The following is a 14,948-nucleotide window of genomic DNA, read 5'->3' on the forward strand; positions in this document are numbered from 1 at the left end:
GGCGCGGGGGGGGGCGGCGGCGGGGGCGCGGCGGGTTCGGGGCCGCGGGCGGCCGGGGCGGTGGCATCCCGGCCCGGCGGTGGACGCGACGGCCGTCGGCAACCGTGGTGGCCGGGCCCTCTCATCCGGCTTTCACAGAGGGCTCATACGGTGGGGGCATGACGCAGGTGACTCCTCCCGGCTGGTACCCCGACCCCGGGCAGACAAGTGACGGTCCCGCCACCGAGCGCTGGTGGGACGGCAGGGCCTGGACGGAGCGGACCCGTCCCGCCGGTTCGGCCGACGTGTGGGCCCCGCCGCCGCAGCCGCCGGCGGGGCCCCCGCCGCCCGCGGGGGGCACGGTGCCGACGGGCGGCGGGGCCGTGCCGCCGGCCGCGGGGGCGTACCCGGTCCACCCGCCGTACCCGGCGTATCCGGCGTATCCGGCGTACCCGGCGCAGCCGCCGGCCGCGGCGTCGCGCACGGGCCTGCGCACGGGCGTCGCCGTCACGGCGGCGGTGGCCGTGCTGGCCAGTGTCGGCGTGGGCGTGTGGGCGCTGGCCCGGGACGACGGCGGCACCGCCCGGGCCGGGTCCCGGCAGGGCCAGGGCGGGCCGTTCGGGGGGCAGCGCGGCGGCCCGGGAGGATCCGGCGGCGAGTCCGGCGGCGGCCACGGCGGCGCCTCGCCGACGCCCGGCCCGTCCGACGCCCCGAAGATCCGCAGCGGCTCGGTCACCGACCCGATCGACGGGATCAGCCTTCCCATACCCGACGGCTGGTACGGACAGCGGCTCCAGGTGGGCGCGCAGGTCTCCTCCGACGCCACCTACAAGTGCCCCGGCGACACCTCCAAGTCCTGCTCCAAGGGCGGCGCCTACTCGGCCCCCGCGCTCGCGCTGGGCACCAAGGGAAGCACGCCGGAGGAGGTCGCCAAGGCGGACATCGCGGCGAACGCGAAGGAGTCCTACGGCGGCGACACCTACGGCGGCATCACCTCGCACCGGGTGCTGGCCTCGAAGCCGGTGACGGTGGCCGGGCAGAAGGGTTACCTGGTCCGCTGGAAGGCGATCACCGACAAGGGCGCCGACGGTTACGTCGAGTCGCTGGTGTTCCCCTCGCCGGCCGAGACCCGGCAGCTGGTCGTGGTCCGCTTCGGCGTCGACGCCGATCAGAGGCAGTCGCTCATCGACGACATCACCGAGGGCATCAGGGCGGCGTCCGGCCCGGGCAGCGGGCAGGACGTCTGACGCGCCGGCCCGCGGCTCGGACCACGCGCCGGACCGCGGGCCGGCCGGGTAGGGCGCCCCTCCGCTCCAGCAGAGCCCCACCCGGCCGGGGTGCGCGCCGCCCCCGTCCCCACGGTGCGGCGCGGACAGGTCACCGTCCCGTCATCCCCTGGACGGCGGCCTGGGTCCTCGGGCCAGGCCGAGCGCCGGCAGCACGGCGGCCTCCACGAATCGGACCATGTAGTCCGGGTCGGCGTACGTCCCCTCCAGCACCGGCCGCACCCGCAGCACCCCGAGGAGCTGTGCGGGCACGTACTCCAGCGCGGGATGTCCGGCGGGGACCTCGCCGCGCTCGACCCCGCGGCGCAGGATCTCCCGCAGCGCCTCCAGCTCCGGTTCGACGATCGCCTCGCGCACCGCGCAGGCGAGTTCCCGGTCCTGCGTCACGGCGTGCGCGAGGGCCTGGTGCAGCCGGGTGTCCTTGTTGGACCACTCCCCCACCGCGCGGGCGGCCTGCCGCAGGTCCTCGGCGAGCGAGCCGGTGTCGATGCCGGCCACGCGCGCCCGGCGGCGGGCGCGCAGCGCCGCGGCGACGAACTGCGGCTTGGTGCGCCACTGCCGGTAGAGCGTGGACTTGCTGCACCGGGTGCTGGCCGCGATGCCCTCCATGGTGACGGCGTCGTAGCCGCCCTCGCGGATCTGCTCGAGGACGGCGTCGAAGAACTCCTGCTCACGCTCGGGCGTGATCTTGGAGCGGCGCGAGGCGCCGACCGTGTCCGGTCGGTCCGCGGCCTGCGACGTCATCGTTCGTCTCCTTGTCCGGGGGCGGCCGCAGGGGTGGTCCGGCACGCCCGGGTGCCCTTCTCCAGTGTGACCCACGCTGTCGGTACGCCAGTGTACCGGTACGGGAGCGTATCGGTACACTGGCGTACCGGTACGCGAGCGTATCGATGACTTCCGGTGGCCGCCGGGGTCTCACCTGGCGGCACACCAGCACCACACCCACACGTCGGCGAAGGGACCGGGGGATGAAGGCGCGAACCGAGCCCGCGGGAAGGCCCACCGGACCCGCGGAGCCACAAGCCTCGGCCGGGACGCACGCCGCGACCAGGGCACGCGCCTCGATCGGGGCACGCGCCGCGGCCGCGCGGCCGCCCCTGGTCCGCGAGGCCGCGCGGCCTCCCTTGCTCCGCGAACTGCTGCTCGTCGCGGGGCTGTTCCTCGTCTACAAGCTCGGCCGCCAACTGGTCGCGGACCACACCGGCGAGGCGTTCCGCAACGCCCACCGGGTGTGGCACCTGGAACGCGCCCTCCACCTGCCCGGCGAGGGCACGGTGCAGTCCCCGCTGCTGCACACCGACGTCCTCGTGCACGCCGCCAACGTCTACTACGCCACCGTCCACTTCCCGGCCACCGCCGCCCTGCTGGTCTGGCTGTACCTGCGACGCCCCGCGCACTACGTCCGGGTGCGCCGGGTGCTGGCCGCGGTCACCGGGGCCGCGCTCGTGCTGCACCTGGCGTTTCCGCTGGCCCCGCCGCGCATGCTGGCCGCGGCCCACCTGGTGGACACCGGCCGCGTGTACGGGCCCTCGGTGTACGGCCCGCCGCGCACCGACCACCTGTCCAACCAGTTCGCGGCGATGCCCTCGCTGCACTTCGGGTGGGCGCTGATGGTGGCGATCGCCCTGGTGGCGGCCACCCGGTCGCGGTGGCGGTGGCTGTGGCTGCTGCACCCGCTGCTGACGCTGCTGGTGATCGTGGGCACGGCCAACCACTACTGGCTGGACGCCGTCGTCGCGGCCGCCCTGCTCGGGCCGGCGCTGGCCGTGATGCCCCGGCCGACGCCGGTACGGGGCACGGCGACGGCCGGACGCGGCGCGCGGCGGTCCGCGCCGGCCGGGGACGACGCGTTGGTGGGGGCGGGCCGATGAGCGCCGCTCTCGTCGCCGTGCTGCTGTCGGTGCTCTCGGCGGTGGCGTACGCCGCCGCGGCCGTCGCCCAGGAGCGGCTCGCCGCCCGCAGCCCCGGGGCGGGCGTGCTGCGGCTGCTGGCCCGCGGCGCCTGGTGGTGGGCGGTCGCCCTGAACGCCGGCGCGGCCCTGCTGCACGTGGTGGCCCTGGCGTACGGCCCGCTCACCGTCGTCCAGCCGCTCGGCGCCCTGACGCTGGTCGCGGCCGTGCCGCTGGGCGCGCGGGCCGCCGGGCGGCGGGTCGGCGGCGCCGAGTGGCGGGGCACCGCCCTCACCCTGGCCGGGCTGGCGGTGCTGCTGGCCGCGGCGTCGGGTCCGGCCCCGCAGCGGGTGCTGAGCCTGCCGGAGGCGCTGCTCGTCGCCGGGGCCACCGCCGCGCTGGTCGGCGGGCTGGCGTGGCCGGGCGCCCGGCCGGGGCTGCGGCACGCGGCCGCCTCCGGCGTGGCCTCCGGAATAGCCTCCGCCCTCACCCAGACGGTGGCGGTGGCCGCGACCGACCGCTCGGGCACGCTGCCGAGCGCGGAGGCGGTCGTCGTGGCGCTCCTCGTCGCCGCCTTCGCCACCGGCGGCCTGCTGCTGTCGCAGACCGCCTACCGGGACGGCCTCGGCGCGCCGCTGGCGGTGGTGACGCTGGCCAACCCGGTGGCCGCCGCGGTGATCGGCCTGGCCCTGCTGGGCCAGGGCCTGCGCGGCGGCGCGGCCGGCGTGCTGCTGGCGCTGGCGGGCGGCGCGCTGGCGTCCTGGGGTGTCGTCCTGCTCACCCGCACCGCCCCCGGCGGTCCGGACGGCCCGGACGGTCCGGGGCGTTCGCAGAGCCCGGGCAGCCTGGACGGCCCGGACGACGGGACCCATCCGGTGGCGGCGGTACTGGCCCTGCGTACCGCGCCCGCGGCGCCGGAACCGGCCCTGGTGCCCCGGCAGGCGGAGCCGGGGCGGCTCACTCCGCTGTGACCGGTGGGCGGACGCACCGGCCGGACGCGTCCGCCCACCGGGCCGGACATCGGGTCGGACATCGGGACGGACATCGGGACGGGCCGTCGGAGGAACGCCGCGGCCCACCCTCCGGAGCCCCGACCCGCCCTCCCAAGACCCGGCCCGCTCCCAAAAAGCCCTGAAAGCCCCCGAAAGCCCACGAAGGCTCCGGAAACCTCCGGAAAAGCCCTCAGCCCAGTCCGCGGGCGTCCTGCTTCAGCGCCGTGTCCACCGTCAGGGCCGTCGCCACGACCAGGCTCAGCAGGGGCTCGGGAAGCTGGTAGTGGATCTGCAGGACGTAGTTGTCGGCGGTGGTGAACAGGGTCTTGGCCAGGCCCTCCCAGGTCTTGGTGATCCGGGCGACCTCGTTGTCGGCGTGGTCGACGATCGCGAAGTTCCACGCCCGCCAGTTCTCCGCCTTGATCGCGCCGACCTGCTGCCCGCCGGCGTTCATCGCGAAGTTGATCTTGCCGAAGACGTTCTGCTGGACGATCTCGCCGACCGGCTGCCCGTCCGGCCGCTCCACGACCACCCGCGACTTGAAGATCTTCCGCGGCCGGGTCAGCAGCAGCACCGGCTGCCCGTGGGCGTCGCGGATCTCCAGCTTGTGGGTCATGTACTGGTCGAGGCTGGAGACGAAGCGCAGGATCTTCTTCAGCGCGCTCTGCCCGACCTGGACCACCGAGCCGAGCTGCCGGCCGTTCTGGTCCATGACCGAGTACTCGTTGGTCAGCTCGATCAGCTTGGCCTTCTGGTTCACCACCAGCACCGGCTCGGTGAACAGGGTGCCGCCGCCGGGGCCGCCCGGGGCGATTCCGGCCTGCTGCCGCACCTGCCGCTGCACGCGCGAGTCCGGGCCGGCCTGCTGCGGCAGCTGCGGCACCGGAGGTGTCTGCGGAGCCGGAGGAGCCTGCGGGGCCGGCTGTGCCGGCTGGACCGCCTGGGCCGTGGCGGCCGGCGCCTGGCCGGCCGCCTGCTGGTCGGGCCCGGTGTGCTGGGTCCACTGCGCGCCGTCCCAGTAACGGAGCGTCCGCGGCGCGCCGTACGGGTCCGGGTACCAGCCTGCAGGAGTGTTCGAATGCGTGGTCACCGGGGCACACTACCCTGCGCCCGCCGCGTTGCGGCCGGCCCCCGCGCGCCGGTGCCCACCGCGCGTTCACGCGGTCGCGGCCGCCGGATCGCTCACGCCCGCCCGCTCACACACCGTCACCCCCACTCCTCGGCGGACCGGTTCGCAGGCATAGGCCGGCCCGGGGACGCCGCCGCCGATCACGGCGATGCGGCCGGTGGCACCGCGGTGCGTCTCCCCCGGTCCGCGGGGAACCGGAACCGCTCGTCGAGGGGGCCGGCGGTGTCGGTGTCCGTCATCCCACGGGCGGGACACTGTGCGGCAGTGCGGGACGGAGGGTGGAGGCAGGGGCGCAGCCGCGTGAAACCGCCGGAAGTTGGGCGCCCGCCTCCGGCTTTCCCGGTCAGCCGGACTGCCGCGCCGGCTCCGCCGCCTCATGTCGTGCGTGCGCCGCCCAGTCCACGATCTGCACCGCCGCGCCGGCCGCCTCCTCGCCCCGGCAGTGGGCGTGGTGCCTGCGGGCGATGCCGTCCAGGTCGAGGTGGGAACCGAAGGCGGGATGCCCCGTCAAACGCCGTGCGTAGGCCCACAGACGGGGATGGTCGGTGATGCGGTGCACGGCGGCGGCGTCCAGGTGGTGGCGGTGCACCGTGTCCAACTGCACCAGCGTTACCCACACCTGCACATCGGCGAGGGTGAGTTCGCCGCCCAGCACATGCTCCCGGGAACCGAGCCGCCGCTCCAGCACGTCCAGCACGCGCAGGAGGGCGGCCAGGGCGGTGTCACGTGCGGCCGAGTCGCCACCGGGCTCGCCGGCACGCTGGGCGGTTGCGGTGATGCCCTGCTCGCAGAGGCGGCCGACGGCCTCGATCGCCTCCTCGGCGCCGCGCGGGTGGAGATCGGGGCCGTGGCCGCCGAACTGCCGGGCGAGGTCCCGCAGGATGTCGGGGGTGTGGTTGCTGACGATCGTGCCGGTCCAGTCGTCGCTGAGGACCGGCGCCGCTGCGGGGCCGGGATGCTGGTGCGCACCGGCCTCGTACAGCGGGCGCAGCGCGAGGTACCCGCCGTCCGGGGTGTCGGGCACGCTGGGCAGCGGGATCACCGGGAGGGTGTCGTCGAGGCCGAGCAGGCTGTGCGTGACGGCGATCTGCAGACAGTGCGGGCAGGACGGCGAGAGGTGGAGCCGGTAGCGGTGCGGCACGGCGTAGTAACCGCTGCGCGCGTCACAGCCGATCCTGCTCCGGAAGGACGGCACGGCGGTCGGGGATGAGGCGGGCATACGTCTCCCTCGGAGTGCTCGGTCACGGGCATACGGCGGCGACGGCGCGCGACGGCTTCGGCGCGGCCGGAACGCGGTGGTTGCGCGGAAGGGTCAGGCGCGGGTGGGGGCGGGGCCACCGCCGTACGGAGAACTTGCCGCACTGCACACGCGGACGAGGTCGATGTGGCGGCGGGACGTCAGCAGGGGCAGCGGCCGGACCGCGACACGGACGGCGTCACTGCCGAGGTCCGGCGCAGCACCGTCCATGCTTCCCTACCAATTCACTAGGCTTCCCGTAAGGGAGTGTCAGGCCGCGACCGAGCCGGGTCAAGAGGCCCGCACCCACCGCGCCGGGACGTCTCACCACGTGAGAGAGGCGCGGGCCGGCCGGTGCGGTCGGGCCGCGCGGCCGGTCTCGCGGGCGGCGGGCAGCGCGCGGACCACCTCGACGGCGGCGCCGGCCGGCAAGGAGTACGCGCCGTGCCGGGCCACACACCGAGCCGAGCCACGCGCCGTACCGGACCACGCGCCGTGCCGTACCGGAGAAACAGCGGGCAAGTCCTCGCGCGGGGCCGGCCCCTCGGGGCGCCGGCCGCGCGCCCGGCCGGCGCGGCGGACGGACGGGTGCGGGTCTTCCCACGCGGTGCCCGCGCTCCTGGCAGATCTTCCCTTCCGCCCGTCGAAAGCCCAGGTCAACGACGTGTCGAACGATGCGTCAGGTGGCGCAACACTTCGGCAACACCACTATCCCTACCGGATCAGTATGGTTCCGAACATGCCGCCCACCGACCGCATCCGAGACCACGCCGGCCAGGGCGCGCCCACCGTCGCCGCCCAGCGCACGCGGCGTCGGCTGCGCGCGGACCGGGCACGCCAGCTCGCCGACCTCCTGCGCCACCAGCTCCTCACCGGGGGCTTCCCGGCCGGCACCCTCCCGCACGAGTCGACCCTTGCCGCCGACTACCGGGCCTCGCGCAACACCGTCCGTCAGGCCCTGGACCTCCTGCGCGCCGAGGGCCTCGTAGAACGCCTCCCTGGAGTCGGCACGGTGGTCGTCGCCGAGAAGTACCCCCACGGGCTCGACCGTCTGATGGGGCTCGCGGAGACCCTGCACGAACACGGCAGCGTCACCAACGAGGTCCGCACCATGGGCCCGGTCCCGGCCCCCGCCCCGGTCGCCGAGCGCCTGCGCGTCCCGCCCGGCGGCGACGTCCTCTACATCGAACGCCTGCGCCGCCTGAACGGTCTTCCCCTGTCCCTGGACCTCACCTACATCCCCGTGGACATCGGCACGGCCCTGCTCGGCTGCGACCTGGAGAACACCGACGTCTTCCGCCTCCTGGAATCCCTCACCGGCCGCCGCCTGGGACACGCCGACATCACGCTGGAGGCGGTCAACGCGGACGCCCATTCCGCCGCCGTGCTCCAGGCCCCGCGCGGTGCGGCCGTGCTGATGCTGGAACGCCTCACGCACCTCGCCGACGGCCGCCCGGTCGACCTGGAGTTCATCCGCTTCCGCGGCGACCGCATCACGATGAGCGGTCTGCTGCACCGCTCCCTGTGACACCGCCCTCTCCCCGCAGCGCGACCCGCAACAGCACGACCCGCAGCGCGACCCGCAGCAGCACGACATTCCTGGAGAAGCCATGCCTTTGGTGCCCCAGCGGGCCGACGTGCCCGTGACCATCGACGAGTCGAAGTGCATCGACGGCTGCACGCTCTGCGTGGACATGTGCCCGCTGGACTCCCTCGCCATCGACGCCGGCAGCGGCAAGGCGTACATGCACGTCGACGAGTGCTGGTACTGCGGTCCGTGCGCGGCCCGCTGTCCCACCGGAGCCGTCACGGTCAACATGCCCTATCTGCTCCGCTGATCCCCTCGACCTGCTCCGGTGAAAGGCCGAACCACCATGAAACGCACGGCAGTCGCGGTATCCGCGCTCGTCCTTCTGCTCCCGCTCAGCGCCTGCGGCGGTGACGCCGGGGCCGGCAACGGCTCGACGGTCACCGTCACCGTCGGCTACCAGTCCAGGACCATCAACACGGTCACGGCCGGCACCCTGCTCCGCTCCCTCGGTTACTTCGAGAAGCAGCTGGCCTCGCTCGGCGACGGCGTCACCTACAAGGTCGTCTGGCAGGACTACGCCACCGGCGCCCCCATCACCGCCCAGATGACCGCCGGGAAGATCGACATCGGTTCGATGGGCGACGTCCCGCTGCTCATCAACGCGGCCCGCGGCAAGCAGCTGAACCGCCCCACCCACCTGGTCTCGGTCACCGGCTACAACCTGCGCGGTGGTCTCAACACCATCGTCACGGCTCCTGGCTCCCGGCTCACCTCCCTGAAGGACCTCAAGGGCAAGAAGATCTCCACGAGCGTCGGCTCCGCCGCCGACGGCACGCTCGTGCGGGCCCTGCAACGCGCCGGCATCGACCCGGGCCACGACATCGAGAAGCTCAACCAGCAGCCCGCGGTGGGCGCTTCGGCTCTGGCCGCGGGCAGCGCCGACGCGCTGTCGCAGTTCGTCGCCTGGCCGGGTCTGCTGGTCCGCCAGGGCAAGGCGAAGGCGTTGTACGACGGCGCGCGGCTGAACCTGCCCACCTTCCACGGTGTCACCGCCCGCGAGGACTTCGCCGAGCGGCGCCCGGCCGTCCTGGAGGCGTTCCTCAAGGCCCAGGCGCAGGCCACCGACTATCTGAACGGCCATCCCGTCACCGCCGCCGAGAAGGTCGCCGAGGCCACCGGTCTGCCCGCCGAGGTCGTCTACCTCTACAACGGCGCCCACGGCATCGCCACCTTCGGCCCGGCGGTCAAACCCCGGCTCGTCTCCGCGCTGAAGCAGGACGTGGCGATCCTGAAGTCCGCGAAGCTGACCGGTGACGTGGACGTGGACTCCTTCGTCGACGACCGGTACGTGAGGAAGGCCCTGGGGGCGTCCTACGCCAAGCAGCTCGCCGCCACACCCCCGGCCGCCGCGAGCGAGGTGTGGCCGAAGGGATCCGCCCGGACGCGGACCTTCAAGTCGCCCGCCGAACTGCTGAGGTACGTGGCCGCCCACCGCGACACCGTCCGTGCCGCCTACGTCCCCGACGCCACCACCGGCACCTCCTGGTTCGCCGACAAGGCGGTGTGGGTGGCAGACGGCGGCAAGCTGCTGCCGTTCGTCGCCCCGGCGACCGCGCAGGCGTACGCCGACCGGCACGACGGGGCTCGTGTCATCGCCTACGCCGACGCCCTGGAGCGTGCCGCGTGATCCGGACCGCACCGCGAGCCGCCCAGTACGCGCTGCGGGTGACCGCCCTCACGGCCGCTCTCGGCCTCTGGCAGCTCCTGACCAGTCTGGACATCGATCTCTGGCTGCGCTTCTCGCAGTTCCCCACGGTCGCCGACGTGGCCGGCGCCTTCGCCGGCCGGCTGTCCGGCCCCGACTACTGGACCGACCTGACCGACAGCCTCACCCGTGTCCTCACCGGTTTCCTGGTGGCCGCCGTCCTGGGCGTGGCGGTGGGCGTGCTCGTGGCCCGCTCCCGCCTCGCCGAGGACCTGCTCGGCCCGCTGCTGGAAGTCGTCCGCCCGATCCCGGCCATCGCCCTGGTCCCCGTCGCGATCCTCCTCTTCCCCTCCGACGAGGAGGGCATCGTCTTCATCACCTTCACCGCCGCCTTCTTCCCGGTCCTGGTCTCCACCCGGCACGCGGTGCGCGCACTGACTCCCGTGTGGGAGGAGGCGGTGCGCACCATGGGCGGCGGCCGGTGGCGGATCCTCGGCTCGGTCGTCCTGCCGGGCGCGCTGCCCGGCATCTTCGGCGGCCTGTCCATCGGCATCGGCGTGTCGTGGATCTGTGTGATCTCGGCCGAGATGATCTCCGGCCAGTACGGGGTCGGCTACCGCACCTGGCAGGACTACACGGTCGTCGACTACCCCGGCGTGTTCGTCGGCATGGTCACGATCGGCGTGCTCGGCCGGCTCACCTCCGCGGCCGTCGAACTCCTGGGCCGCCGCCTGACCCGCTGGCTGCCGCGCACGTCCTGCGTCCCCGGCGCGCGCGTCCCGCGGCGGACGCACCAAGCCCCCGCGCCCGCAGCGGCCGGCCCCACGCCCGCACCGGCCGGCCCCGGGCCCAAGGAGGACCTGCCCCATGACCAGCTCGTCTGACGTCCTTTCACCATCCCGCGCCGGCACCCGCCTCACCCTGTACGACGCCGCTCTCGGACGTCCCGGCGCGCTCGTGCTGGACCAGGTGGACCTTGATGTGGCCCCCGGGGAGATCCTGACCGTCGTGGGCTCCTCCGGCTGCGGCAAGTCGACCCTTCTGCGCACCCTGGCCGGCCTTCTGCCCCTGCTCTCCGGGGAGATCACGCAGGACGGACGTCCCCTGACCGGCCCGTCCGCCGAACGCGCCCTCGTCTTTCAGGAGGACGCTCTGCTCCCCTGGCGCACCCTGCGCGGGAACGTCGAACTGCCCCTCGCCATCAAGGCGTTGCCCCGCGCCGAGCGCCGTACCCGGGCCGAGGCGTGGCTCGGCCGGGTCGGACTCGCCGAGCACGCCCGGTGCCGGCCGCACCACGTCTCCGGTGGCCAGCGTCAGCGCGCGCAACTGGCCCGCGCCCTGGCCGCCGGTCCCCGTGCCGTCCTGATGGACGAACCGTTCGGCGCCCTCGACGCCCAGACCCGCGCCGGTATGCAGGATCTGCTGGTGGAGGTGCTGCGCGGCACGGGCGCCACCGTCGTCTTCGTCACCCACGACGTGGACGAGGCCCTCTTCCTCGGCGACCGCGTGGCCCTGCTGGGCGCGGGCCGCCTCATCGCCGTACGGGACGTGCCGCGCCCGCGCGAGCGCGCCGCCCACGACGATCCGGCGCATGTCGCCCTGCGGCGCGAAGTCCTCACGTCACTCGGTTCTTGAAAGGCACCCTGGTGGACATCCCCCTGCAGATCCCGGCCCTCACCGACGCCGGGGAACTCTCCTGCGACGTCCTCGTCGTCGGCGGCGGCACGGCCGGCACCATGGCGGCCCTGACCGCCGCGGAGCACGGTGCGGACGTCCTGCTGCTGGAGAAGGCGCACGTACGCCACTCCGGCGCGCTGGCCATGGGCATGGACGGCGTCAACAACGCGGTCGTCCCCGGCCGCGCCGAACCCGACGACTACGTCGCCGAGATCACCCGCGCCAATGACGGCATCGTCGACCAGTCCACCGTCCGTCAGACCGCCACCCGCGGCTTCGCCATGGTGCGGCGGCTGGAGTCGTACGGGGTGAAGTTCGAGAAGGACGAGCACGGCGCGTACGCGGTCCGCCAGGTCCACCGTTCCGGCTCCTACGTGCTGCCGATGCCGGAGGGCAAGGACGTCAAGAAGGTCCTGTACCGGCAGCTTCGGCGGCGCGAGATGCGGGAGCGGATCCGGATCGAGAACCGGGTGATGCCGGTACGCGTGCTCACGGCGCGGGGGCGTGCCGTGGGCGCGGTGGGCTTCTACACCCGCACGGGCGCCTTCGTCACCGTCCGCGCGGGCGCGGTGATCCTCGCGACCGGTGCCTGCGGCCGCCTCGGTCTGCCCGCCTCCGGCTATCTGTACGGCACGTACGAGAACCCGACGAACGCGGGTGACGGCTACGCCATGGCCTACCACGCGGGCGCCGAGCTCACCGGCATCGAGTGCTTCCAGATCAACCCGCTCATCAAGGACTACAACGGTCCGGCCTGCGCCTACGTCGCCAACCCCTTCGGCGGCTACCAGGTCAACCGGCACGGCGAACGCTTCGTCGACTCCGACTACTGGTCCGGTCAGATGATGGCCGAGTTCGCGGCCGAGGTGGCCAGTGACCGGGGCCCGGTGTACTTGAAGCTGAGCCATCTGCCGGAGGAGTCGATCTCGGCCCTGGAGTCGATCCTGCACTCGACGGAGCGCCCGACCCGCGGCACCTTCCACGCGGGCCGCGGCCACGACTACCGCACCCACGACGTGGAGATGCACATCTCCGAGATCGGCCTGTGCGGCGGCCACTCGGCCTCGGGAGTACGGGTCGACGACCACGCCCGGACGGCCCTCCCCCGCCTGTACGCCGCCGGGGACCTGGCCTGTGTCCCGCACAACTACATGATCGGCGCGTTCGTCTTCGGGGACCTCGCGGGCGCGGACGCCGCCCGGTACACGCCGTACCAAGGGGAGTTGCCCCTCGACCAGCTCCAGGAGGCGCACGAGCTGATCTACCGCCCGCTGCGCAACCCCGACGGCCCGCCACAGCCCCAGGTCGAGTACAAGCTGCGCCGCTTCGTGAACGACTACGTGGCCCCGCCGAAGTCCGGCGCCCGGCTGTCGCTGGCCCTGGAGGCGTTCGAGCGGATGCGCGCCGACATCGCCGCGATGGGCGCCCGCACCCCGCACGAGCTGATGCGCTGCGCGGAGGTGACCTTCATCCGCGACTGCGCGGAGATGGCCGCGCGGGCCTCCCTGGCCCGCACGGAGTCCCGCTGGGGCCTCTACCACGACCGCCTCGACCACCCCCGCCGGGACGACGCGTCCTGGTTCCATCACCTCGATCTGCGCAAGTCCCCCACCGGTGCGATGGAGTTCACGGCGCGTCCCGTGGCTCCCTATCTGGTCCCGGTCGACGGCTTCACCGCGGTCGGCGGGCCCTCCCGCCACCTCGGCGAGGTCCACCCGGAACAGGTGGCGACCGCGGGGGCCCGGGAAGCGGCACCGGTGGCGATCCGGCAGGAGCCGGCCCCGGCCGAGACGACCGCCCGCCCCGGTACCGGCACGGGCACGCCGGACACACCGCGTCTGCTCGCACTCCTCTCCCTCGCGGAGGACCAGCCCCAACTCTCCGCCCTCGCCCCCTACCTGACCGATCCCGAGCCCACCGTTCGCCGAACGGCCGTCACCGTGCTGACGGAAACGGTGCCGCCGGGCACCGGACCGGCACTGGCCGCCAGGCTCGCCGACCCCGACGCCGGCGTCCGCGCCGCCGCGGCCGCCTCGCTGCGCGAACTGGTCGAGACGCTGGACCCCGAACCGGCCTTGCGCGACGGCCTCGTCGCCGCCCTGTCCGAAGCCGACCCCGTCGCCCGTGCCGCCGCGCTCGACGTCCTGCGTGTCCTGCGCCTCGGTGACACCGGGCTGTTCACCAGCTCCCTGTCGGACGCGGACATCGCCGTGCGTCTCGCGGCCGTGCGCGCACTCGTGTCGGTCGACGCCGCCGGGGAGCTGGCCCGCGCGGCGACCGCCGATCCGTCCCGCGAGGTCCGCGTCACCCTGGCCAAGGCCCTGGCCACCGTGACCGCGGAACGGCCCGGCGGCACCACGCCGGCCGGCCCCGGACCCGGCACGGTCCTTTCGGCCCTCACCGCGCTCGTCGACGATCCCGACGCTCTGGTGCGTGCGGCCGCCTATGAGGCACTGGGCACGGCCGGCTGCCCGGCACCCCTGGCCGCACGCGCGCGGGCAGCCCTGTCCGACCCGGCCTGGCAGGTCCGGGCAGGGGCCGCCACCGCCCTCTCCCGCGCGGCTCCCGGCCTCGCCGTACCCGCCCTCGCCAAGGCCCTCGCCGACCCGAACGCCGACGTCCGCAAGGCCGCCGTGACGGCACTGACCCGGCACCGCGCCACCGAGGACGCCCGAGCGGCCCTGGCCACGGCGACGACGGACCCGGACGCGGACGTCAGGGCGTATGCGGCCCGGGCCCTGTGACCGCCGCCGACTCCCGCCCGGCGACCGGCGGTGACCGGTGAGCACACGTTCCACGGCCGTTCCGGTCGTCGGCGCGGGCCCGCGCGCCACGGGCCTGCTGGAGCCCATCGCCGCATCGCCCTCGGCGCCCCACCAACAGCCGGATCGTCGCCGCTTTCGCCCGCCCTCGCACCGACGCGCCGGTCTTCCACCGGAACGACGGGTCGCCCGCGCGCTCCTGCGCGCCCTGAGCGCCACCGAGGCCGAGACGGCAACGTCTTCGGTGGACGACCGGTCTCTCGGAGTGTGAGACCTTCCCTACTTTTCCTATGGAATTACTAGGGAAACCTTGACGGCGTTCACCGGGGGTGCGCAGCATGATGACCATGTCCCGTGAACAGCAACGACTCGTTCGTCGTCGGCATGTCGACTTCGGTCACGTCGTCAGTGCCGCCTGCTGTCGCGCATGACGTCGTCCGCATCGATCCCGCACGCCGTGCCGCCGAAGTGGAAAGGCGTGAACTCGACCTGATTCACCTGGAGTTCGAGCTGCTGGCGCATCTCGTTCAGCGTCCCCACCACGCGCAGTCGCGCGATCGGCTGATGGCCGCCGTCTGGGGCTACGACCACATCGGCGACGGCCGCACCGTGGACGTCCACATCGCCCGCCTGCGCCGCAAGCTGGGCGAGGCCCACCGGCACCGGATCGTCACCGTCCGGCGCGTGGGCTACAAATACGTGCCCGACCAGCAGCAGAGCCCCGGCGCCGCGCTCTGCGGCCGATCCTGAGGAGACCACTT

At 74.1% G+C, this 14,948-nt stretch carries 12 protein-coding genes and 1 pseudogene; 10 read left to right on the forward strand and 3 right to left on the reverse strand.

Features of this window, described 5'->3' with window-relative positions:
• The first annotated feature begins 158 nt into the window (after positions 1-158).
• Entirely contained in the window at positions 159-1,226 is a 1,068-nt protein-coding gene (locus IE225_RS25530; RefSeq protein ID WP_190059959.1) for a DUF2510 domain-containing protein, read from the forward strand.
• 141 nt (positions 1,227-1,367) lie between these two features.
• On the opposite strand, the gene IE225_RS25535 is transcribed toward IE225_RS25530, so the two are convergent.
• Positions 1,368-2,009 carry a TetR/AcrR family transcriptional regulator gene (locus IE225_RS25535; protein WP_190059960.1) on the reverse strand — a complete coding sequence of 214 codons (642 nt, stop codon included), beginning with the start codon at positions 2,007-2,009 and terminating at the stop codon, positions 1,368-1,370.
• 224 nt (positions 2,010-2,233) lie between these two features.
• Here IE225_RS25535 and IE225_RS25540 point away from each other — a divergent pair, with 224 nt between their 5' ends.
• Positions 2,234-3,136, forward strand: a complete 903-nt coding sequence (locus tag IE225_RS25540; RefSeq protein ID WP_190059961.1) for a phosphatase PAP2 family protein — start codon at positions 2,234-2,236, stop codon at positions 3,134-3,136.
• A complete protein-coding gene (locus IE225_RS25545) occupies positions 3,133-4,125 on the forward strand; it encodes a DMT family protein (RefSeq protein WP_190059962.1) in 993 nt (330 codons plus the stop codon). The genes IE225_RS25540 and IE225_RS25545 overlap by 4 nt, the downstream gene beginning before the upstream one ends.
• A 211-nt stretch (positions 4,126-4,336) precedes the next feature.
• On the opposite strand, the gene IE225_RS25550 is transcribed toward IE225_RS25545, so the two are convergent.
• Entirely contained in the window at positions 4,337-5,236 is a 900-nt protein-coding gene (locus tag IE225_RS25550; protein ID WP_190059963.1) for an LURP-one-related family protein, read from the reverse strand.
• A gap of 382 nt (positions 5,237-5,618) precedes the next feature.
• Positions 5,619-6,494 carry a glutathione S-transferase C-terminal domain-containing protein gene (locus IE225_RS25555; RefSeq protein WP_190059964.1) on the reverse strand — a complete coding sequence of 292 codons (876 nt, stop codon included), beginning with the start codon at positions 6,492-6,494 and terminating at the stop codon, positions 5,619-5,621.
• A 757-nt stretch (positions 6,495-7,251) separates the two neighbouring features.
• Here IE225_RS25555 and IE225_RS25560 point away from each other — a divergent pair.
• The 7 genes and pseudogenes from IE225_RS25560 to IE225_RS25590 all read left to right on the forward strand — a co-directional run.
• A complete protein-coding gene (locus IE225_RS25560) occupies positions 7,252-8,040 on the forward strand; it encodes a GntR family transcriptional regulator (protein ID WP_190059965.1) in 789 nt (262 codons plus the stop codon).
• A gap of 82 nt (positions 8,041-8,122) precedes the next feature.
• Positions 8,123-8,350: a 4Fe-4S dicluster domain-containing protein gene (locus tag IE225_RS25565; RefSeq protein WP_159538088.1), complete on the forward strand. Its 228-nt coding sequence runs from the start codon at positions 8,123-8,125 to the stop codon at positions 8,348-8,350.
• A gap of 36 nt (positions 8,351-8,386) precedes the next feature.
• Positions 8,387-9,730, forward strand: coding sequence for an ABC transporter substrate-binding protein (locus IE225_RS25570; RefSeq protein WP_190059966.1), 1,344 nt, complete (start codon positions 8,387-8,389; stop codon positions 9,728-9,730).
• Positions 9,727-10,632, forward strand: a complete 906-nt coding sequence (locus IE225_RS25575; RefSeq protein WP_190059967.1) for an ABC transporter permease — start codon at positions 9,727-9,729, stop codon at positions 10,630-10,632. The genes IE225_RS25570 and IE225_RS25575 overlap by 4 nt, the downstream gene beginning before the upstream one ends.
• Entirely contained in the window at positions 10,616-11,383 is a 768-nt protein-coding gene (locus IE225_RS25580; protein ID WP_190059968.1) for an ABC transporter ATP-binding protein, read from the forward strand. Before IE225_RS25575 ends, IE225_RS25580 begins: the two co-directional genes overlap by 17 nt.
• Entirely contained in the window at positions 11,380-14,169 is a 2,790-nt protein-coding gene (locus tag IE225_RS25585; protein WP_308432554.1) for a fumarate reductase/succinate dehydrogenase flavoprotein subunit, read from the forward strand. The genes IE225_RS25580 and IE225_RS25585 overlap by 4 nt, the downstream gene beginning before the upstream one ends.
• 441 nt (positions 14,170-14,610) lie before the next feature.
• Positions 14,611-14,937 (forward strand): annotated as a pseudogene (locus tag IE225_RS25590) (winged helix-turn-helix domain-containing protein); the annotation flags it as partial.
• Positions 14,938-14,948: the final 11 nt, after the last annotated feature.

This window comes from Streptomyces echinoruber, assembly GCF_014651135.1.
Lineage (GTDB): Bacteria > Actinomycetota > Actinomycetes > Streptomycetales > Streptomycetaceae > Streptomyces > Streptomyces echinoruber.

Bases quoted from the DNA above. Each gene is read 5' to 3' on its own strand.
- IE225_RS25530 (WP_190059959.1), top strand. From the start codon at position 159: ATGACGCAGGTGACTCCTCCCGGCTGGTACCCCGACCCCGGGCAGACA.
- IE225_RS25535 (WP_190059960.1), bottom strand. From the start codon at position 2,009: ATGACGTCGCAGGCCGCGGACCGACCGGACACGGTCGGCGCCTCGCGC.
- IE225_RS25540 (WP_190059961.1), top strand. From the start codon at position 2,234: ATGAAGGCGCGAACCGAGCCCGCGGGAAGGCCCACCGGACCCGCGGAG.
- IE225_RS25545 (WP_190059962.1), top strand. From the start codon at position 3,133: ATGAGCGCCGCTCTCGTCGCCGTGCTGCTGTCGGTGCTCTCGGCGGTG.
- IE225_RS25555 (WP_190059964.1), bottom strand. From the start codon at position 6,494: ATGCCCGCCTCATCCCCGACCGCCGTGCCGTCCTTCCGGAGCAGGATC.
- IE225_RS25560 (WP_190059965.1), top strand. From the start codon at position 7,252: ATGCCGCCCACCGACCGCATCCGAGACCACGCCGGCCAGGGCGCGCCC.
- IE225_RS25565 (WP_159538088.1), top strand. From the start codon at position 8,123: ATGCCTTTGGTGCCCCAGCGGGCCGACGTGCCCGTGACCATCGACGAG.
- IE225_RS25570 (WP_190059966.1), top strand. From the start codon at position 8,387: ATGAAACGCACGGCAGTCGCGGTATCCGCGCTCGTCCTTCTGCTCCCG.
- IE225_RS25580 (WP_190059968.1), top strand. From the start codon at position 10,616: ATGACCAGCTCGTCTGACGTCCTTTCACCATCCCGCGCCGGCACCCGC.